Here is a 20623-nt window from a genome sequence, read left to right as displayed (position 1 = left end):
GCGATGACCGCTGCCGCTGATACTGTCCTCGACACTCTCTGGTACACGCGTTGCCCCGTGCCCACCGCGAGCGGTTTGGCCCACAGCCTCGGCTGGCTGGGCGAGACCGCCGCCGCGGCGGGGGTCGGTCTGGGCGTACTGCAGGATGCCGGTCCCGAACTGGCGCCGCGACATTTCGACCACCGGCTGCTGGGCCTGATCCGCGAGGGCGGCAATGTGCCCGCACTCGCTGCGCGGGCCGAGGGTTCACCCACCAGGCTGATCGGCTTGACCTGGATCGACGAAGCGCAAGCGATCCTGGTGGCACCCGATTCGTCCGCTTCCGGGCCGAGTGACCTGGCTGGGCTGCGGATCGCGGTTCCCGCATGGGCGCAGGACCGGGCACGCAGCTTCCCCCGGGCGATGGCTCTGCACGGGTTCGCCGGTGCACTCGCGCTCGGCGGGCTCACCCTGGCCGATGTCCGGCCCGTCGAGGTCGCCGTCGAGCGTGATCCGCAGGTACGGGGCGAGACCGCTTCGGGCCGTAGAGTCACCACCTGGGGTGTCGAGGCGCTGCTCGCCGGTGATGTCGATGCGATCTATGTCAAGGGTGCGCGCGCTCAGGAGGTCGCCCGCGAACACGGTCTGCGTGTCGCAGTGGACCTGGACGCCATCGGGGCCAAGCGCTCGCGTGTCAACAATGGGACCCCGCGCCCGATCACAGTGCACGCGGACCTGCTGGAATCGCGACCCGATCTGGTCGTCGGGTTCCTCACCCAGACGTTGCGCGCCGCGAACTGGTCCGCGGACAACCTCGACGAAGTCCGCACCGTACTGGCACGGGAAACCTTCTCCGGCGCCGAGGGAGTCCAGGCCGCGTACGGCGACACCTTCCACCGCGGCCTGCACCCGACGCTGTCCGACGAGCGGATCGAACTGCTCGATGTGCAGAAGCGGTTCCTCTACACCCACGGCTTCCTCGCCACCGACTTCGATCTCGCGTCGTGGGTCGCCCCGGAGCCGCTGCAGCAGGCGAGCGCCCTGCTCGCCGCCGAACGAGAGGTGTCGTCGTGACCGAGTTCCGCTGGGAGCTTCCGGTCCGCGGGGACGGGCGCCATGTCGACTCCGTTTCGGTGCACCGCGGCGGATTCGATTTCCTCGATCAGGTCGTTCTCGCCGCCGAACTTTCCGGACTCGACGGCGTCGTCGCCCCGTACGATCCGGAGGGAGAGGAGTCGTGGGTGGTCGCCGGCTCGGCCCTGCGGCAGACCCGGCATCTGCGGGTCGGTGTCGAATTCCATCCCGCGTTCGGGACACCGGTGTACGCGGCCAAATTGTCGGCAACCTTGCAACGACTCTCGAACGGCCGGCTCGACTGGCGATTGCGCATCGAAACCGACGCCACCGATTCCGCGGCTCGCGGTGATCGGGTCACCGGCGCCGATCGCTACCGGCGGGCAGCCGAATTCCTCACTGTCGCACGTGGCGTGTGGAACGAGAAGCAGGTGTTGCCCGGACGCTTCGGCGGTACCGGTTTCGAGTTCGCCGGCGAATACTACGACGTCGTCGACGGCGGATTCCGGGGAATACTGTCGGGTCTGCCATTCCCCTCGGTTCACCTCTCTGGCAATTCGTCCGAGGCGACAGCACTTTCGGCCGAGCACGGTGATGTGCACATATTCGACGAGACCACCGACGGCGTCGATGATGCGGTGGCGTCCCTGCGGGTTGCGGCGGACAGGTCCGGGCGCACCGTACGTGCCGGACTCGCCCTGCCGGTCATCGCCCGGGAGACCGAGGACGAGGCGTGGGCGCGCGTATTGCGCCAGTGGCGTGAGGTCCATCCGGAGGCCGACGACGCCGAGGTTCGGACGCTCGCACTCGACGGCTCCCGCTGGTCGGGCTTCGACCGGATCGGCTACACCCGTGCGATCGGTCTGGTCGGTAGTTACGAACAAGTGGCGCAGGCACTTGCGGACTATCGGACGCGCGGAATCGAGCTGTTCGAACTGACCGGGCACCCGCATATCGAGGAACTGCACCGAGCCGGAGAGCACCTGCTGCATCTCGTCGACCCGGCCGGTCGCACCCTCGTAGGACAGGAGAACCAGGCGTGAGCACGGACTTCTACTGGCGCATCGGGATGGAGGGTGACCATGCGTCGTTGCGCACCCCACGTCGCTACAACCGTGGGCATGCGGGTGGCCACGGGCCGGGCAATATCGCGCCCGCGATCCGCGGCGGCAGGTTGGACGGATACAGCTATATCGACCATATGGCCGCGGTGGTGAAGGCATCGGAATCCGCGGGATTCGTCGGCGGGCTGCTGCCCTCCTTCCCGATCACCGAGGACCCGTGGGCCACCGCCGCCGCGCTCGCCCGGGAAAGCGATACCTACCGCTTCATGGTGGCGTTCCAGCCCGGTTTCCTGCACCCGCTACAGGCTGCCCGGATGTCCGCGAGCCTCCAGCGTGCGACCGGGGGACGCCTGGTCTACAACATCATCAGTGGCGGCGGTGGAGCACCGCAGCTGTGGTGGGGCGACAAGGTGGCGCACGACGACCGCTATGCGCGAACCTCGGAGTTCCTCGACGTGCTACGCGGAGTGTGGGAGGGCACGCCCTTCGACTACACCGGGCGGTTCTACACGACCGAGGGCGCGGCGCTGCCATCGCTGCTGACGGGCCAGCCGTTTCCCGAGGTGTATTTCTCCGGGTCGTCCGGTGCCGCCGTGGACGCCGCGGGCAGGCACTCCGACTATTACCTGTCATGGCTAGAACCGTTCGCCGACCTGCGGGCGAAGTTCGACGGAGTCCGTGCGCATTCCGCGAAGTCGGGCCGCACACCGAAGTTCGCGGTCCGGATCGACATTGTGGCCAGGCATACCGAAGAGGCTGCGTGGGCCGAGATCGAGAAGGGGTGGGCATCAGTCGACCGCGCGGCAGCCGACCGGGCCGCCCAGGGCGACTCTGTCGGTGCCGCCCGGATCAAAGGCTGGGTGCCCGAGCACATCACCGGTTACCGCGATCTCGAAGTCCAACCCAATGTGTGGTGCGGATTCAGCCTCATTCGCGGCGGGCCGGCGTTCGGGCTCGTGGGCAGCTACGAGCAGATCGCCGAACGCCTCGACCAATTGATCGACCTCGGCGTGGACGCGTTCATCCTCGCCGGTAATCCCCACCTCGAAGAGGCCTACCGCGTGGGCGAAGAAGTGCTGCCGCTTCTCCGGCGCACCACACCCACCCGGATTCGCCCTCTTTCCACCCGATAGGAGAGTCGATATGACCAACACCGAAACTCGCCTCACCCCGGCAGTCGAGACTTTCGTCGACGACGCTCGCCGAGCCGCCGACACCGCTTTCCGCGTGTTCCGCGAGACCGGCACCGTATCCGCCAACGGCACCGTGAACTTCGTCGAGCGGGTCCCCGGCGAAGAATTGGCCGTCGCGCTCAACGAACCCGGCCCCTGGGCGCAGGACCGCAGCGTGAAGCCGATCCTCGCGACGTTCGACGGAGAGGTACTGGCCGGCGCCGGTCCGGCCGGATTCGTCACCGGTTACGCCGCGGTGTTCCGTGAACACCCCGAGATCACCTCGATCGTGCACGTGCACACGCCGTGGCTGGGCGGGTGGGCACAGACCCACCGCACCGTGCGCATCAAGTACGCGGCCTCACAGCGCCTGACCCTCTCCCGTGACATCCCCGCGCATATCGACCGCAGCCAGGCGCCCGGTGCCTTCATCCTCGACCGCCTCGTCGACGACCCGGACCTCGTCGCGATCTTCGAGGCCAACGGCGGTGTCAATGTTATCGGCCGGTCCGGCCTGCTCGACCTCGCCAAATTCGTCGTCCTGCTCGAGGAGGGCGCCCAGTATCAGGCGCTCGGTGAACTCGTCGGCGGCTCTGTCGATTTCGACCCGACCAACCTCGTGGCGCAATGGGGTCGCAGCGGATTGCTCGACGAGGCCCGCCGCCGCGGTCTGGTCTGACACACAGCCGAAAAGGAGCTCTTCCATGACTGTTCGTATCGGCTACTTCCCGAACAACAACTCCCTGTTCGTGCTACGCCACAACGGCCTGCTCGAACGCCACCTCCCGGACGTCGAGTGGGTGGACCTGCGCGAGCTACCGGCTCCGCCCCGGGCCGATCCCCGTACCGGGCTGCCGACACTGCACTCCGACTGGTTGTTCGCCGAAGGTGGCTACGATTTCATCGGCACCGGATTCACCCCGCCGATCACCGGCCTGGGGCAGGGGCGTGACCTGGTGTACGTCGGGATCTCCGGCCCTCGCGTCGAGAACGGGCGGTTGGTGAGCCTCGCCGACTCCGGTGTCCGCACCGTCGCCGACCTGCGCGGTAAGCGGGTCGGGATCGCGCACGGTTCGTGGCAGACCACGCTGGCCCTGCTCGCTCTCGATCGCGCCGGGCAGCGTTGGTCCGATATCGTTCCGGTCGATATCGACGTGAACGACGGTGGTGCCGCCCTGCTGCGCGGCGATATCGATGCGTGGGTCGGCGCCTACCCGGCACTGGCGGAGGTCGAGGCCGCCGCACAGGTACACACGCTCGTCGACACCGAAGGTCTCTTCAGCCACCCCTCGCTGTGGTTCGTCCGGCGCGAGTTCGCCGAGAAACATCGCCCGGAGCTCGAAGCGATCGTCACGGCCCTGCAGGAGTCGGATGCGTGGATCGTCGCCGACCCGCGTGCGGCCGCGCTTTTCTTCGTCGAAGACGCGGAACAGCGCGGCGGCGCCGCTGACCTCGATCGCTGGGAGGCGGCGTTGCGTGGACGGCCCTTCGGGATCGGCTCGGTCACGGAGGAATTTCTCGACGAGCAGCAGCGGTCCGCGGACCTGTTGCACGCCAACGGTCTGCTGCCCGTAACGGTCGATGTCCGCAACGCGGTTCTGCCGTGGATCGGTGAGGTCGTCGACGCGCGTCGTTCGGTCACTGCGGTCTGAGCGCACCGGCGTCACGGCGGGAATCGCGGTCAGTATGTGCAGTTCGGGCACGGGTTGCGCGGTCGGTCTCGCCGGCAGTTCCGACGGGCTCGACTGGCGTACGGTGAGCTCGGTGGCGACCGCGGCCGGTCTGTCGAAGGCATATCCGGAAACGACGCGACGCGGTGAGTGAGTGAGGGCATCGCGTACCGTCGCCGACTCCAGCGACAGACCGGCCGCCGCCGATCCATCTGGGATATCGCACCGGCACCGACCCCACCCGCCGGCCGAGTTCGGCCTGGCTCCAGCCTTTCTCGCTCCGCGCCGTCCGCGGCCCGCGATCGAGATCCCATGCGCTCACCGCCGCGGGCCGGGCGCCGTTCGCCCGCCGTGCGTCCACGGGCACCCGCAGCGGCGCCGCACTTCGCGGCCGACCGCCCGGGGTGAGGAGACGCTGAGCAGCGACCTCCGGGAACTCAGGTTGTCGCGACCGGCTGTTTCGGGATCCTGATGACCAGCAGGCTGATCAGCAGCGCGAGGGCCGCGAAGACCACCGCGGCGATTACGGCACTGGACAGCCCGTGCGCCAGCGCGGTCCGGCCGGGCTCAGCGCTGCCGGTCCTGGCGGTGTGCTCGATCGTGGTGAGGACCGCTACCCCCAGGGCCAGGCCGATCTGCTGGGTGGCCTGGAGCAGGCCGGAGGCCGCACCCATATCGCTTTTCTCGAGACCGCTGAGCACGGTCAGGTTCAGGGTGACGAACGCGAAGCCGAGGCCCGCGCCCAGCAGGATGAACGGTCCGAGCACCCCGGTGAAGTAGTTGCTCGATTCGGTGGTCGCGGACAGCCAGACCGCTTCGAGCAGCATCAGCCCCACACCGGCGATCAGGACCGGCTTGCGGCCGAAGCGGGCGATCAGTTTCGGTGCGGTACGCGCTGCGGCGAACTGGACGATCGCCATCGGGAGAAAGGCGACGCCCGCGAGCAGCGGACTGAAACCGAGGGCGTCCTGGATGTGGAGCGAGAGCAGGATGTAGGTACCGGCCATGGTGGCCATCAGGAGGACGAAGGTGAGGTAGGCACCGGCCCGGGTCTGCTGACCGAGCAGCCGCAGCGGCATGATCGGCTGTGCCGCGCGGCGTTCGAGGTAGACGAACAGGACCACCAGCACCGCACCCGCGGCGAACGAGGTCAGGGTTCCCGGATCGGTCCAGCCGGCGGCGGAGGCGCGGGTCGGGCCGTAGACGATACCGACCATGGCCAGCGTCGACACGATCGCCCCGAGGACATCGAATTCGGCCGGATGCCGTTCGGTTTCGGTCAGGTAGCGCAGAGCCAGCACGATCGTGAGCAACCCGATCGGCACGTTGATGAAGAACACCAGCCGCCAGCTCAGACTGGTGAGTACCCCGCCGACGATGAGTCCGAGCGTGATCCCGAAACCGGTGACCATGGAGAACACGCCCAGCGCCCGGGCGCGCTCCGGGCCCTCCTCGAACGTCGCGGCGATCATCGACAGGGCGGCCGGTCCGGCGAAGGCGAATCCGACGCCTTGCAGTGCGCGCGCGGCGATCAGCAGTGCCTCGTTGGGGGCGACACCGCCGAGGACGGAGGCGACGACGACCACGCCGAGCCCCCAGACGAACATGCGGCGGCGGCCCAGGATGTCGCCGGCCCGGCCACCGAGCAGCAGCAAACCGCCGTAAGTCAGAGCGTAGGCGCTGAACACCCAGGCCAGCGCCGATGCGGACATCCCGAGTCCGGATCGGATCTGGGGCAGCGCGATATTGACGACATTGCTGTCCACCGAGACCATGAGCTGGCAGGTCACGATGACGCCCAGGATGATCGCCGCGTGGCCGGCGGGTGTGTTCGCATTACTTTCGGCGGGCGATTCGCCGGCGAGCACCTTTTCTCGGCTGGTCATTGGAGTCCGTTCGCAGAGTTGGGTGATAGCGCGAGCCGCGACACCCCTTTGCGCGCTGCTCTACGACTGTAGACTCACATCACCATAGCCACCCCCCTATGTTTCGTCTACACATGTTGAGCGAGGACGCGATGACGTTGAGCCAGTCGGACACTGCCCCCGCGGCGGCCGTGCCCGTGGGTCGCACGCAGCGGCGCCTGCAGACGCGGCAGCAGATACTCGACGCCGCACGGGAGCTGTTCGCGGCCCGCGGTTATATCGAGACGACGATCCGGGCGATCGCTCAGCGCGCTGGGATTGATCCGGCCCTGGTGATGCAGCATTTCGGCTCCAAGACCGCGCTTTTCGATGCGGTATCGGGTATCCGGCTCACCCTGGACGACGCCCTCGAGGGTCCACCCGAGCAGCTCGGCGAGCGACTGCTGCGCCACGCCCTGGTGGATGTGGATCGCAAGGAGAATCGGACCATGCCGGTGCTGCGGTCGATGCTGACCCACCCGGAGGCGGCTCATGCGGTGCGGTGCGCGATCGTGAACCCGGAGACCAGCCCGTGGACGCGGGTGCTGACCGGAGAGGACGCCGATCGGCGCTCCGCGCTGATCGGCACGCTCGTGCTGGGTGTTCTCGTCGCCCGCTATATGGTGCATATACCGGGTGTTGCGGACGCGCCGGCCGAGCGGCTGGTCGAACTCGTGGGGCCGTGTCTGCGCCCGCTGGTCATGGCGGGCTCTGCCCGGGAACTGCCCGAATCGGCCGGCGCGGGTGCGCCGCTGGCCGCGCTGGCCGAAGCCGAGGCCGCGCGGGCGGCCGCGGCCGCCCGGGTCGACGAACACGCCCGCGCGGCATTGGCTTCCGGCGCTTCCTATGGCGAGGTCGGGCGGCTGCTCGGGATCAGCCGGCAGGCCGCTCGTAAACGATGGCCGGTCGCTCGGCTGATATCTGCGGAGGATTGACAACATAGGTTGTCATCCGACGTCGGGGCGAACTCCGGCGGATGGCGCCGAGTACTGTGACAACTTGGGTTGTCGATACGTCGGTGAGTGTGCCGCCGTCGTGATCAGGGACCGCTCGGTCCACCTGCTCATCGTCCTCCCGGCCCCACCACGGACGAAGACCGGCAGGGTCAGCGGACACGGTGGCCAGGAGATTCGGTATCGGTGCGGAGGCGGCAGGGTTCGGCGTCCACGTCGACTCCGAGACCTCGACCCCCGATGGTGCCACCATGGGGAGAGCACACCCGGTTCGGAGGCGGTCATGACACAGACAGGCAGCGCGGCGTCCACGCGGCCCCATCATGAGGTCGATATCTCCAGCTACCAGTTCTGGGAGAAGGACTTCGACGGCCGGGAGGCGGCGTTCGCCCGGTTGCGCGCGGTCGAGGGCCTCACCTGGCATACCCCGCCGGATTCGCTGATCTTCGCCGATCCCGATCCGGGTTTCTGGGCTGTCACCCGGTACCGGGACGTCGTGCAGGTCAGTCGGAACCCGGAGATCTTCTCCTCGGCAGACGGCACGACCCTGGGGTATACGCCGCCCGAGGTCGAGTACCGCACCAGATTCTTCATCGCCCTGGACGCGCCCCGGCACACCCGCTTCCGGAAATTGATCAGCTCGGCGTTCACCCCGCGCCAGATCCAGCGGGTGGAAGAGCAGGTCCGCGCCAACGCGACCCGGATCGTCGACGATTTCGTCGCCGATCTGCGGACCGGCGAGACCCTCGACTTCGTCGAGGCGGTGTCCCGGAAACTGCCCATGCAGACCATTTCGCAGATGATCGGCATCCCCGAGACCGACCGCGAGGCGGTCGCGTTCGCGACCGAAGCCCTGTTCGGCACCACCGACCTCGAGTACACGAGCCTCGAGGATCGCGCCGAGTTCCTCTACAAGCAGATCGGCATCCTCCATTCCGCCGGCACCGATCTGGCCCGGCGGCGCCGCGCGGAACCGCGCAATGACCTCATGAGCGCGATGGTCGACGCCGAATTCGACGGGCATCGCCTCAGCGATGAGGACATCGGCGCGTTCATGGTGCTGATCTCCGCCGCCGGCAACGACACCACCAAACAGACCACCTCCCATGCCTTCAAGGCGCTGGTGGAGCATCCGGACCGAATCGATTGGCTGCGCGAAGATCTCGATGGGCGGATGAACACCGCGATCGAGGAATTCATCCGCTGGGGAAGCGTCGTGGTGCACTTCGCCCGCCGAGCGACCCGCGACACCGAGATCGCCGGAACACCGATCGCGGCAGGTGAGAAGGTCGTGATGTTCTACAGTTCCGCCAACCGCGACGAGTCGGCGTTCGACAACCCGCACGCGTTCGATATCACCCGCGACCCCAACCACCACGCCGGATTCGGTGGCGGCGGTCCCCACCACTGCCTCGGCGCCTGGCTGGCCCGCATGGAATTGAAGCATCTGTTCCGGGAGCTGATCACCAAGGTTCCGCCGGTCGAACTCGGCGAACCCGAGTACGGGCACAGCGCGCTCATCCACGGCATCAAACGCATGACGGTCCGGCTGGCCACCCCCTGACCCCGGCCGGCTACCGGAGGCCTTCCGTGCAGGGGGCTCCGGTGCCCGGTGCGGGGTTGGACGCCAGGTTCCTTCGATCCGGAAACTTTCCCGGTGGGGAGCCCTGGTAGGTGCGCGGAGACGACCTCGCGAACGCGCGGATCGATCCGCGCCGACAGCCTCCGGCCGATTGGCCTGTCGAACAGTATTGTCCGACTTAGACTCTGGGCATGGATCCGGCGTGGGTGGCTGTAGTCGGGACAACTGTTGCGGCCGTCGGCGCGTCCGCGGCGGCGGTTGTCACCGGTTGGTCCAATCGACGGCAGGTCGATGTACAGGTTGCCGGTACCGAGGAGCAGTGGCAACGCGAAAAGCGTTGCGACGTCTACAGTGCCTTCCTTGTTGCCGGTGTACACGCTCGGGACGAGTTGGCGGCAGTGCTGCGTTCGATGCGGAGCCCAGGGCGGGATCCCGCGGCGATCAGGGCGCATCTGGACACGACCGCCCCACTGGTCCAGAAGGTGCGGCATTCTTGTGCGACCGTTTTCGTTCTGGGCCCCGACGCAGTACTGATACCGGCACGTCGCGCGGAGGAAGCGGTGGTTCTGCTCCAGCGTTTCCTGTGGGCGACGCTGGAAAGTCTCGAATCGGAACAAGGCCCCCGGCCGAGTCGCGATATCGGTACCCGGCTGAACTCCCAGATCCATGCCTCCCTCGACGAGTTCACTGCGGCGACCCGGAAAGCTCTGGGGGACGCCGCGCCGCCGCCGAAAGACAAGAGATCCGAGCCGCTCCGAATCGACTTCGACACCGAACTCCAATGGCTTCTGTCGCTGATGAGCAGCGAGGTCGGTACCGCGGTGGCAGACATCGACCCGACTCTGACCCTGTTCGACTACGGTCTGGATTCGCTGGGGCTCGTCGGCTTCTTCCATCGAGCCGAGATCGCATTCGACCTGCGTCCCGGCAGCCTGTGGACGATCAACGCGATGTACAGACTGAGCGTCGAAGAGGTCGCGAAGCTGATAGCCACTGAACGAACGGCACGTCCGTAGCCCGGCGCGTACGCGAGGTCGGTGCACAACACTTCGAAGCAGGCCCAGAACAGGAAATACCGGTCACCGGTGTCACCGACCCGCGGGATCTGCCACGCCGACCTGGAGGAGGCCGTCGACAGCGCGAACCGTCTCGACGTGGATTCGGGCGTATCGGTGTGGTCGGGCGAGCGACTATGTGCGGTAACCGTTGAGTCGTCCTGGCGTTGAGAGCGTTCCACGCTACGGCGACTCGGAAAACTATCTGCGGTGGTGATGGGGCGTGTGTGGACGGGTTCGGACGCTTCAGCGGTCGGCCGGTGGCCCGCGGAGGAGGGCGCGTCGACACCGGTGCCGATGAAGGTGTCCGGGCATACCTCGGTGCGCAGCCTCGCGAAGTACGCGCGGGTGTCCGATGAGCGGCTGCGCCGGTATCAGGCCGACAGCGATCCCGCACGGCGTCGGACTGGTCGCTGAATCGGTCACAGACCCCACCCCGACCGCCGGTGTGCCGGAGTACTCGAGCACTGGGCCGCCTGGATCGCGACATCGAGGGCAGCCGCGATCGATGTCGTCGCGGCATGTGCGCTCGATGAGATCGTCAGCGCGGCCGGCGGTCCGGCGTCACGGGCGCGAGGCCGGCGGCGATGACATCTGGGCGGACCATGGGCAGGTTCGCGTGTGATGCGTCGGGCACCGTGATGCGTTCCACCCAGGAGTGCCTTTCGGCGATGCTGTCGTAAAGTCGTTCACTTCCTTCCAGCTGCTGCCGTAGAAGGTCCGCGGGCACGAAAAGGCGTTGCTGTGCGTCTGTGCCGGTGGCGCTGATGAGTTGCGTCGGGACTTCGGGCAGCGGACCTCCTTGCCGGAGCTCGTTGAGCAGGTCCGCTGCGTTCAGGCCCTCCCGGAATCCGATGGGGAACCGTTCGGGGCTCATGTGCAGGTCCAGGGCTGCTTTGCCGATCTCGGTCGGGAATTCGCTGAAAGCTGTTTCCATTGCGGTTCGTATCTGGTCGATCGCTTCGGCCGGAAGTTCGGGCATCTGTGCGTTGTCCGTGGCCGGTGCCGCGCCGAACTGCAGCTCGGGAGGCGCGAAGTCGTCCCAGTCCTGGTGCAGCGGATCGATCAGCACGAGCCGGGCGACCCACTCGGGAAAGCGTTGCGCGAAGCGTTGGGCGTAGGCGCCCCCGAGAGAGTGCCCGACCAACGTCACGGCCGACTCGATTCCCAGGACGGAGAGTAGATCGGTGATCTCGTCGGTGACTTCGTCCAGGGTGCGTGGAAGTGCTACGTCCTCGCTCCATCCGGTGCCCGCCCGGTCGTACAGGATCGGAGTGCAGTGCCCCTTGATCAGGTCATACACCCGGTAATAGTCCAGTCCGAAACTGCCGGCACCCGGAAGGAAGAGAACCGGATCGCCGGAGGACTCGGCGCGCACGACCCACAGACTCCGTACGCCGATCGCGACGCGCTCACCCATCGGCCAAGTGATTGGTATCGACATATGAGAACGGTAGCACTTTATGAGACTATTGGGTTATGGAGCTGGTCGAAGTCCTTCGCAACCCTGTGCGAATCCGCATCATCAACACCGTCATGGACGGCCGCGAGTTCACGGCCGCCTCATTGCTGGATTCGCTACCCGACGTCTCACGGCCGACGCTATATCGCCAGCTCGCCGTGCTGCTCGACGCCGGCATACTGGTCGTGCATCACGAAGAGCGTCGCCGCGGAGCAGTCGAACGAACCTACCGATTCGCACCCGGTGGCGCGGCGATGCCGCCCGCAGAGATGGCCGCATTGACCACCGACGATCATCAATCCTTGTTCGCTGCCGCCATGAGTGTGCTGGCGTCGAGCTTTCAGCACTACCTGCACACCACCGGGGCCGAGCCCTACCGCGACCACGTCTCCTACATCCAAATGCCGGTATGGCTCACCGACGACGAACGCGCCCACCTCATAGCCCGACTCGAGAAAGTGCTCGAGTCGGTCGCCTCGAACGCACCGGAGGACGACCGCCGTAGGTACCTCATCAGCCCGATCTTCTTTCCCCTACCGACATGAGCCGACGCGACCGGCGGCGAACCGCCGGTCGCGTATCGCCGGATCGGTACTTTCGGCGCTGCGGACGGTCGAGGTCGGCGACCACGTGAATCGCCTCGGCGACGGCACGGAAGTCCTTGCGCAGAATGCTGCCGTGATTGCTTGCCACCTTCGCGTGGATCTCGATGTTCGGGTTGCGTTCGACGACCTTGGACAGGCTCGCGCGGATGCGTTCCTGTTCGTCGCCTTTGCTGCCGAGCGACGATCCGGAAACGTTGACGTAGCGGGTCGCGACGGTGATGCGGTCCATGATCGGCCCCAGTTCACGCTCACGGGCGATCTCGCCGACCTCGATGTTGCTTTCGGCCATCTGCTCGGCGGTCATCCGTGGAGCCATCCCGAGCGGGCGTAGCAGCGGCATGACCCAGCTCGAGCGCCGCCACAGTTTGCGCATGCCTTCGATATCGATCTCATCGATCCAGTTGTGTGGTTGCGCCCCTTCGACCAGAACCGCACCCACGGCCCGGTCGGGGTTGCTGCTGGTCCAGTGCGCGGCGACGAAAGCCCCGGAGGACCAGCCCACGATCAGCGCCCGGCCCACGCCGCGGGCGGCGAGGACCGCGTCGATATCGGCGACGTTGGTCGCGAACGAGTAGTCCGCCGAGGTCTTGGACTTGCCGCGGGCGCGCATGTTGTAGGTGATGTGGCGCCATCCCGGCCCGAGTTCGGCGATCACGCGCCGCCAATTCCGCTGGCTGGCGACATGGCTGTTGACATAGAGCACCGGGATACCGGGGCGACCCGACGACCTCCGGCGCGGACAGGTCGGGGCCGGAAACTGCGCGAGAGGCCATATAGGCGCCCGGCAGGGTCCGGATGCCCGGGTTGCCGTTGCGCCCGCGTCAGCGAGCGTCCGGATCCGACAAAGCGACGGCGGCACGGTCTTGCCTCCACCCTGGGACTGGTCACCGGCCCGAACCCGACGTTCATCGCATGCGAACACAGCACCGCCGCGACCGACAACCCGAGATCGGCGACCCGGGCGGGGTTTCCGGAGGCGTGGGTGAATGCCTCGGTGAACCCTCCAAATCCATCAATCACGCGGACATGAAATCACCAGCTCGACAACATGGTTCAGCCCGTCTGCTCAGCGTGACCATCTCCCGGATGAGCCTCAACACCCTGGACATGCGCAGGCGCGAATAGGTCGGTGGCGCCGGTGAACGTCGGAAACTTGGGGTCGAGGCAGTTGTCCCAGTCGTCGCTGCAGTGGCTTCTCGCTCGTTCCGCTACAGCGCAACACAATCCAACTCTGGTCCACCAGAGTTGCCGCGCTGTCCAGGGGGCGGTCTTGCCCTGGCCGGGATCTCCGGTGATCGGCAAAGCGCCGCCCCGGTCTGTCCGGCCGCCTTCGACGAGCGTGGCGATCCGTTCGACTACCTCATCTCGACCGTGCGGCTTGCGGCCGATATGTCCTTCCCTTGCTGCAGATCGCCGACCCCACCGCGGCGATCGCGCGGGGTCGAGGAGGTGCCGCGATTCGGTCGCGGGGGTTCCTTACTGCCCGGCGAGCGTCGTCAGCAAGAAGTCGCGGGCGGCTGCCGATGCCTGGTCGAATCCGTCACCGTAGACCGCGAAGTGACCGCCGGGTACCAGTTCGAGCTGTTTGGGCTCCAGCGCATCGGCATAGCTCCGCAGTGCGATATCGCTGGGCGTGAGGGTGTCTCCCGCGGCGATCACCATCAGGAGCGGGGTAGGGGAGACGCGGAGCAGGAAAGCTTCCGGTGCGTAACTCTGGAACTTGTCCACGCTGGACAGGGTGACCTCGTTGCGCCAGGTCGGTACCTGCGGGCCGTTGGCCATCAGCCATTCGTAGACCTCGGTACCCGGCATCGCGACGAGTTCGGTGGGGTCGTCGGAGGCCGCTTTGATCGTCTGGTGCGGTTCACCCGCGGCGCGGGCGAGCCGATCCGCGGCGATGGCCTGATGTACGGCCGGAAGCATGATCGACGGTACGAGGCGCCCGAAGGTCGCCCAGCCGTCGGTCAGCGGGACCTGCGAGACCACGGCCCGGACGCGGCGGTCGGTGGCCGCGACGACCAGGACATGGGCGCCGGCGTAGCTGGTGCCCCAGATACCGATCCGATCGCCGTCGATCCCGTCGAGTGTCTGTGCGTAGGTGACCGCGTCGCGATAGCCCTCGATCTGTGCCGCGGGGTCGACCTCGAAGCGCGGTTCGCCGTCGGAGGTGCCGAATCCGGGATGGTCGTAGACCAGGCAGGCGAGTCCGGCCGCGCTGAAGACCTCGGCGAACGGCGCGACCCACTCCTTGATGCCGGCGAACCCGTGGGTCATCACCACCAGCGGCACGGCGCCGGTGCGGCCTTCCGGCCGGTACAGCCACCCGCGCAGGGTGACTCCGCCACTGAGGAATTCCACATCGTCCCGCATGGATCGCACCTTTCATTACATACCGCGTTGTAATGAAAGTTACCCAGGCGGCGATACGCGGTCAATACTCGAGTTCTCAGCGCCGGGGACGGCCCACGGCGTCGAGTGCGGACTGCACCGTGCACCGCACGAACTCTTCGTCGATCGGTCCGAGGCCGGGTACCAGTGCGCGCATGAGCATCGGTCCGGTGATGAGGTCGCACACCCATTCGGGATCGACTCCGGGCGCTATCTCGCCGCGAGCGGCGGCGCGTTCCAGAATCGTCGCTGTCGAGCGCCGGCGGGGTCGCAGGAATTGCTCCTCGAACCGGTGTGCGATCTCCGGGGTGCGACCGAGCTCTTCCAGCAGACCCGGCACTGCCCGGCGCAGCACCGGGTCGTTGAACAGTTCACGCTGATGTTGCTGAACAGCGAGCAACTCCGCCTCGATCCCGCCCAGATCCTCGGCGCCGGGCTGCAATCCGTACCGATCGATCAGCACCGAGACGACGAGATCGGCGCGGCAACTGTACCGCCGGTACAGCGCGGGCCGGCTCGTCCCCGCCGCATCGGCGACGGCCTGCAGGGTGAGCGCACCGTAGCCTCGTTCGGCGATCAGATGCGCGGCGGCTTCGAGCAGCGCGGCGTCCACTCGACTGTCGCGCGGACGGCCGGTGCGGGACCCGGCGGAGATATCCGGCATGCGCTCACCGTACCGAGCCAGGTCACCGGTATCGCAGCGACAGCCGGAGCAGCCCCTGCCCCGGCCGGCGGCGCTATGGTCTCGAGGTTCCGCAAAGGTGCGTGGTCGGATCATCGGGTGGCCCCGGTCGGCAGAATCCGGTGACACCGTCTACGTGCTCCGCACGCGGGCTTTCGGTGGAAGCCTGCGATCACCTCGAGCGAGAACCCCCGGACCCGGATACACATCGATCGGTCATCACGCGGGCGGTGCCTGCACCACCGGGGGCCGCGATCGATCGACAGTCGGTGCGGGAAGTTCAGTGGGCACCGGGGTCGGTGCGGCCGGAGCGCCGACGTCGAGCCCGGTCGGATGTAGATAGTTGATGAACCTGCCGTACTGTGCGTGGTCCTGGTTGTGCGGACCCAAGGGCACCAGCCGGCCGCCGTCCACATAGTGTGGTCCGTCGCCGTTTGTGACGACAATCGCACTGTGCTTCTCCCACGAGACCACATCACCGGTGCGCAGCTGTGAAGGATCCACCACCGACCAGGGTTTCTCGTCCGTCTGCGCAGCGGGGGTATCCGCATAAGCGACGGTGGCATCGATAGCCGGATTACCCTGCTGCCGCGACAACGCCTCCGCGACGCCCTGCGGTACTTTGACCATCGAATTATCCGGCAGCTTGTAATCGACCGCCCCACCCGCGATGTCGACTGAAGGTGGAACCTCCGTAGTGGCGGGCGGGGCGGCACCGGGATGCACTGGCTCGGCGGCCCTCGGGGCCTCGGGGGTCACCTCTGAAGGTGGACGATCGGGCCCCGAGGGCCGCCGGTCTCGTTCGTCTCTGTCGGCTTGCTCGGATCGTTCGTCGCCCGGCAGATTCGATGTCCGACCCATCAAACTGGACATCAGCATGGCGGGCATCATCGACGACATGGCATCGGCGCCCGATGGTGTGGCTGGCAGCTGCGCTGAGGGCACTGTCGCCTGGGTTGCACCTCCGGAATTCTCCGCGGGTGCGCTGCCTTGTCCCGGCGGGCTGCCTGCTCGTGTCTCGTCCGGCGCTCCGGCGCCATCCGTGGCGGCCTTGTCGCCGACCTGCTCGGCGGAATCTCCGAGTATCGCTGACAACTCCTCGTCGTCTTCGTTCCGCGCCGCAACGGCGGTTACAGGTCGGCTGCCGTCTTGCGCGCCGGTTCCGCTGCTGCCGGATCTCGCTGCAGCGGGATCATTGGATGTGGCTGGTGATCCTGTGGCCGGTGATCCTGTGGCCGGTGATCCTGTGGCCGGTGATCCTGTGGCCGGTGATCCTGTGGCTGGTGATCCTGTGGCTGGTGATCCTGTGGCTGGTGATCCTGTGGCCGGTGATCCTGTGGCTGGTGACCCGGTGGCTGGTGACCCGGTGGCTGGTGACCCGGTGGCTGGTGACCCGGTGGCCGGTGATCCGGTGGTCGGAGGGGCCGGGGGCTTGATCGCCTGGCCGTTCATCTCCGCGTTTTTCGCATAATCTCGAACGATTCTCATGCAATTCTCGATAGTCCCCTGTATCAGCGGGTACATGGGCCTCTCTTCGCGCGCGTCGAGCACGCCCGGCAACCTGAGATTTTCAGACCCGCCGGGGTAGACCTCGCTCCAAGCTGTGGTGAATTTGGACAACGGTGCCCCGTCGACACTGAGAGTGTCTCCGTCGTTTCCGGCCGAGGTGAATTTCGGACCCTTAATCTGTCGCCCCATCGCCGAGAACGCCAAAGAGTCGTTCAGATTCAGCAGAGCGGTTGTCAACGCGAGGAACGCTGCGCGATTGAGGCCTTGCAATTCTATTACCTTGCCGGCGAATTCGGGATCCTTCTTCGCCCATTCGGTCTCGGCGGCGACCAGCCGAGAATAAAGAGCGCCGGCAGCGTCCCCTGTCTCGCCCTTGATCAGTGGTTCGAGCACCGCGGGGCTGAGATTGTTGTCGAGCGCCTGATTGTCCACAGTGTGCAGATCCGGCTGATGCTGGTTCGCGGTCTCGTAATCCTTGAAATGATCGGGTAGCCAGAAGTTCCCGGTCCCCAGTTGCCAGCCGAGTTGTTTGATCTGCTTCTCCGAAACACGCACGAAGGCCTTGAAGGTTTCGGTGTACTCGCCGGGCGGCAATACAATGCGCAAAGCGTCTATTCTTCCGTTGCTGCCGACGCTTTCCAGCTTCTTTGCCGATTCTGCCCGGCGGAGGTCGCTCAATTCTTCGGGCGTGAACATGTACCATAGGGCGGCGGGGCCCGCAGCGGGGTCGTGACTGCCGTCCCATCCGGCGAGGAACTGATCGTCGGCGACGCTGGAATCAAGACCGACGATGTTGCCCTCATTGGTCAGGAAGTAAGCTCCTACCCGGTGGAAGTCACCACCCTCGTCGTAGCCCTCGGCCCATTGCTCGCCGTTACCGTGTCCGACATGCTGTGATTCGTTCACCCATGGACGTTCCTTGCCGCCCGGAGGGGTGACCATGATCTCATTGGCATGCTTACCGTGTTCCTTGCCGCCCTCTTCCTCTCTGAAACGAAAGCTTTCCGCCGGAGTATCGAAGTCCTTTATCGTGACTCCGTCCCCGCCGGCCATGCTCTGCAGGACAATCCTGCCGTTTTCGATTCCGAATCGGTACTGCCGGTTCTTCGAGTAGACCCACTCTCCCGCATTGATGCCGCCCGCGGGGATCTCGCCGGAATTGCTGTCGCCCATGGGCGGATTTCACCTCGATAGTCTGGGGGTCCGGATATATCTTCCTGCGAACGCCCGCACCCGTAGCCTGAGTCGGCAGCGCACTCACGTGCCGTCCGGCCGGCTCGACCGGATATCTAAGCTTCCCTCGGCATCGCTGCACTCGAAATAGGAAGCACCCGAAAACATTCCGTCACCCATCTGCTGATGTCCGTCGGCCACGAGGTTCAGATCCCCTTCACGCTGGGTCATGTAACGTTCGGTGGGCGTCCAGAACTCGTGTGCGGCGAACCCGAACATGGTGTGAAATTCGTTCATCCACTCGTCGGGCGTCCGACCTCTGTCCCGGATCGGCTGTACGCGAGCGTGCTCATCGGCCCCTTCCCCGCGCATACCCCCTGTATCAGCGGCGAATATTTCGGCCATGGTGCTGCACCTCCTCATGTAATCGGCGGTCACGGGTTGCGGTCTACCCGGCAACTTGCCTGTCTACTGCGGAAAGTCGTCGATCCGGCTGTGTCGGCCGCCGAGAACAAGGCCCGGTATTCCGGCATTCGGCCGTTCACGGCCGGCCACCGTCGGGGACGGGGTTCGACCCGGCGAACGGTGGTCCGGGAAACCTGGTCCGGTCGAGAAGAGCGTGGTGCTGGCGCTCGGCGTCCAGCGTGCTCTCCGTGATCGCGCCCATGATCTCGGTGACGAGACTTCGGGGGTCCTTGAAAACTGCGAGGGTGCCCGGAGCGATGTAGAGGTCGGTCAAGCGGCCCATGGCGTCGACTTCGGGGATCACGCGGGAAGTAGCCGATGGGCGCCGCGCGCGGATCCGGTCCACCTCCTCCTCCAACTCGTCTACCGCGTATATGAAGGTGCGTGCGGACTCCAGGGCCGCCGTGGTTTCGGGATGCATCGTTCCACCTCGATCGGGTTCTGCTGTTCGTCGGCCGCGTATGTTCTCGTCCACCTGCTCGCCGGAGAAACAGAGGCTGCACCGGCGGCGGACTACTCGTTTTCCGTGGGGAGAGGCGTCCCGGCCGCGTTCTCAGTACGGAATCTGCCTGCCGCCAACGATTCCCGGCGATCTGTGGCGAATCAATGAACAAAAACGCACTGATCGGCATTCGATCGAGGTTCGGCTGTCACCGTCCGGGAGCCGGCGAGACAGCGCCGCTGCAAACTTCGAATCGACCCTCACGATGCACCGGATCAATGACCGATCGGGTACGTGATCGCCGGGGCGATATCTGGTGACCTGAGAGCGTTGCACGCCGGCGGAGTTGCACTGTGCCGTTTCCGCGCCGGGAACTCTCCCGGGTGCCCCTTCACCAGAGGAGGCTTCGATGCCGCTCGACCCGGTGTTCTGTTGAGCGCCCGACTACCCGCCCTGTTCAGGGAACTCACTTGGGGCTTGACCAGGTCGATCCGGGACGGCTCGACCAGTGCCTCGCGTTCCTGTCGGGCGGGTGGGCAGCATACGGCCGAAGCCGCGGGGCGGATCGCGTACACCGACGGCCACGTCGGCCTTGCGTTCGACAGGCGGGCAGCACCCGATCGGAGCTCCGATGCGGACACATCGGACGAGCCTGTCGACGTTTACGCCGCGATCGCCGCCGGCGAGCCGCCGATACGAACCGGATTGGGTCACCAGGTGGACTTGCTGCTCGGCATGGCCGGGAGGCTGACGGAGAGAACATTTCAGGTGATGCGTCAGGGCTGGTCCATCCGGTACGGCGAACGCGGGGGAGGCAGCTTCACGGACTCCGTGTCGAGGGAGATCGTCATCGATCGTGACTTGGAGAGCGATGCCGGGGAAGCACTGTTCTGCTTGGCTCATGAGGTCGGGCATGCCGATGATCCCGATGCGGGCCTGGTGTTGCCGTACCGGGACGGGGAGTCACGTGAGGAATGGGTGAGGAGGAGTGTTCACGAAGACCTGCGACGGGAGGGCGAGGCCACACTCGTAGAGATCGAGGCCGTCCGGGACCTCCAGGCCGTCGGCTACCGAACCCAGCGGGTCCCGCCGTCGGAGCGAGACGCGACATACGAGGCGATCTACGACAGCTATCGACGGGGTTACCTGTCGAGAGACGAAGCAAAAGACGAAATAGCGGCCGTGTTCCGCGACGAGACCATGAGCACTACGAAGCGAAACTACGAAGAGACTTGTCTCGCTGCGTACGCGAGGGTGTGGGATGCGGACCACCGGATCCCGACATCACCGAGCGAGGGCGACCCTTTCCTGGACCATTATCAGACCTATCCGAGACAGGCGGGAATCGGGACATGAGTCTATTTCTCATAGCCGAAGATACGATCGACAGCCACGCCCGTGATTCGGCCCGCGCCGTGTCGACGAGCATGCGGGCTCTTCACCC

Annotated in this window: 18 protein-coding genes; 10 read left to right on the top strand and 8 right to left on the bottom strand. The window is 66.3% G+C overall.

Going from position 1 to position 20623, the window contains the following annotated elements; genetic code table 11:
• Window positions 1–3 precede the first annotated feature (3 nt).
• From ACWCPQ_RS06270 to ACWCPQ_RS06250, 5 genes are read left to right on the top strand one after another with little or no spacing between them, the layout of a single operon-like run.
• A complete protein-coding gene (locus tag ACWCPQ_RS06270; protein ID WP_449895401.1) occupies window positions 4–1053 on the top strand; it encodes an ABC transporter substrate-binding protein in 1050 nt (349 codons plus the stop codon).
• Complete coding sequence (locus tag ACWCPQ_RS06265; protein ID WP_449895399.1) at window positions 1050–2096, top strand: LLM class flavin-dependent oxidoreductase; 1047 nt, start codon at window positions 1050–1052, stop codon at window positions 2094–2096. The genes ACWCPQ_RS06270 and ACWCPQ_RS06265 overlap by 4 nt, the downstream gene beginning before the upstream one ends.
• Complete coding sequence (locus ACWCPQ_RS06260; protein WP_449895397.1) at window positions 2093–3250, top strand: LLM class flavin-dependent oxidoreductase; 1158 nt, start codon at window positions 2093–2095, stop codon at window positions 3248–3250. Before ACWCPQ_RS06265 ends, ACWCPQ_RS06260 begins: the two co-directional genes overlap by 4 nt.
• Before the next feature lie 10 nt (window positions 3251–3260).
• Window positions 3261–3968, top strand: a complete 708-nt coding sequence (locus ACWCPQ_RS06255; protein WP_449895396.1) for a class II aldolase/adducin family protein — start codon at window positions 3261–3263, stop codon at window positions 3966–3968.
• Between the two features lie 25 nt (window positions 3969–3993).
• Window positions 3994–4941: an ABC transporter substrate-binding protein gene (locus ACWCPQ_RS06250; RefSeq protein WP_449895394.1), complete on the top strand. Its 948-nt coding sequence runs from the start codon at window positions 3994–3996 to the stop codon at window positions 4939–4941.
• A 455-nt stretch (window positions 4942–5396) separates the two neighbouring features.
• On the opposite strand, the gene ACWCPQ_RS06245 is transcribed toward ACWCPQ_RS06250, so the two are convergent.
• Complete coding sequence (locus ACWCPQ_RS06245) at window positions 5397–6845, bottom strand: MFS transporter (protein WP_449895392.1); 1449 nt, start codon at window positions 6843–6845, stop codon at window positions 5397–5399.
• A gap of 131 nt (window positions 6846–6976) precedes the next feature.
• Between ACWCPQ_RS06245 and ACWCPQ_RS06240 the strand changes: the two genes are divergently transcribed.
• The 3 genes from ACWCPQ_RS06240 (at window position 6977) to ACWCPQ_RS06230 (ending at window position 10414) form a co-directional block, all read left to right on the top strand.
• Window positions 6977–7798 carry a TetR/AcrR family transcriptional regulator gene (locus tag ACWCPQ_RS06240; RefSeq protein ID WP_449895390.1) on the top strand — a complete coding sequence of 274 codons (822 nt, stop codon included), beginning with the start codon at window positions 6977–6979 and terminating at the stop codon, window positions 7796–7798.
• Between the two features lie 301 nt (window positions 7799–8099).
• Window positions 8100–9380: a cytochrome P450 gene (locus ACWCPQ_RS06235; RefSeq protein ID WP_449895388.1), complete on the top strand. Its 1281-nt coding sequence runs from the start codon at window positions 8100–8102 to the stop codon at window positions 9378–9380.
• A 209-nt stretch (window positions 9381–9589) separates the two neighbouring features.
• Window positions 9590–10414, top strand: coding sequence for an acyl carrier protein (locus tag ACWCPQ_RS06230; RefSeq protein WP_449895386.1), 825 nt, complete (start codon window positions 9590–9592; stop codon window positions 10412–10414).
• Window positions 10415–10994: 580 nt separating this feature from the next.
• Here ACWCPQ_RS06230 and ACWCPQ_RS06225 read toward each other — a convergent pair.
• Window positions 10995–11897, bottom strand: coding sequence for an alpha/beta fold hydrolase (locus ACWCPQ_RS06225; RefSeq protein ID WP_449895384.1), 903 nt, complete (start codon window positions 11895–11897; stop codon window positions 10995–10997).
• Window positions 11898–11932: 35 nt separating this feature from the next.
• Between ACWCPQ_RS06225 and ACWCPQ_RS06220 the strand changes: the two genes are divergently transcribed.
• Window positions 11933–12460 carry a helix-turn-helix domain-containing protein gene (locus ACWCPQ_RS06220; RefSeq protein WP_449895383.1) on the top strand — a complete coding sequence of 176 codons (528 nt, stop codon included), beginning with the start codon at window positions 11933–11935 and terminating at the stop codon, window positions 12458–12460.
• Here the strand turns inward: ACWCPQ_RS06220 and ACWCPQ_RS06215 are convergent.
• The 6 genes from ACWCPQ_RS06215 to ACWCPQ_RS06190 all read right to left on the bottom strand — a co-directional run bounded on the left by ACWCPQ_RS06215 (window position 12429) and on the right by ACWCPQ_RS06190 (window position 19158).
• Window positions 12429–13223, bottom strand: a complete 795-nt coding sequence (locus ACWCPQ_RS06215) for an alpha/beta fold hydrolase (RefSeq protein WP_449895381.1) — start codon at window positions 13221–13223, stop codon at window positions 12429–12431. The genes ACWCPQ_RS06220 and ACWCPQ_RS06215 overlap by 32 nt on opposite strands.
• 773 nt (window positions 13224–13996) lie before the next feature.
• A complete protein-coding gene (locus ACWCPQ_RS06210; protein WP_449895379.1) occupies window positions 13997–14890 on the bottom strand; it encodes an alpha/beta hydrolase in 894 nt (297 codons plus the stop codon).
• 76 nt (window positions 14891–14966) lie between these two features.
• Window positions 14967–15572, bottom strand: coding sequence for a TetR/AcrR family transcriptional regulator (locus tag ACWCPQ_RS06205; RefSeq protein ID WP_449895377.1), 606 nt, complete (start codon window positions 15570–15572; stop codon window positions 14967–14969).
• Window positions 15573–15809: 237 nt separating this feature from the next.
• The gene (locus ACWCPQ_RS06200) at window positions 15810–18272 is read right to left on the bottom strand and encodes a hypothetical protein (RefSeq protein ID WP_449895376.1); all 2463 of its coding nucleotides are present in this window, start codon (window positions 18270–18272) and stop codon (window positions 15810–15812) included.
• Window positions 18273–18356: 84 nt separating this feature from the next.
• Window positions 18357–18677: a hypothetical protein gene (locus tag ACWCPQ_RS06195; RefSeq protein ID WP_449895374.1), complete on the bottom strand. Its 321-nt coding sequence runs from the start codon at window positions 18675–18677 to the stop codon at window positions 18357–18359.
• Between the two features lie 136 nt (window positions 18678–18813).
• Complete coding sequence (locus ACWCPQ_RS06190; protein ID WP_449895373.1) at window positions 18814–19158, bottom strand: hypothetical protein; 345 nt, start codon at window positions 19156–19158, stop codon at window positions 18814–18816.
• 738 nt (window positions 19159–19896) lie between these two features.
• On the opposite strand from ACWCPQ_RS06190, the gene ACWCPQ_RS06185 reads away from it, so the two are divergent.
• Window positions 19897–20535: a hypothetical protein gene (locus ACWCPQ_RS06185; protein WP_449895371.1), complete on the top strand. Its 639-nt coding sequence runs from the start codon at window positions 19897–19899 to the stop codon at window positions 20533–20535.
• The last annotated feature ends 88 nt before the right edge of the window (window positions 20536–20623 follow it).

It is taken from the genome of Nocardia sp. NPDC001965, assembly GCF_053594175.1.
This window is presented reverse-complemented; position numbering and strand designations above follow the sequence as displayed.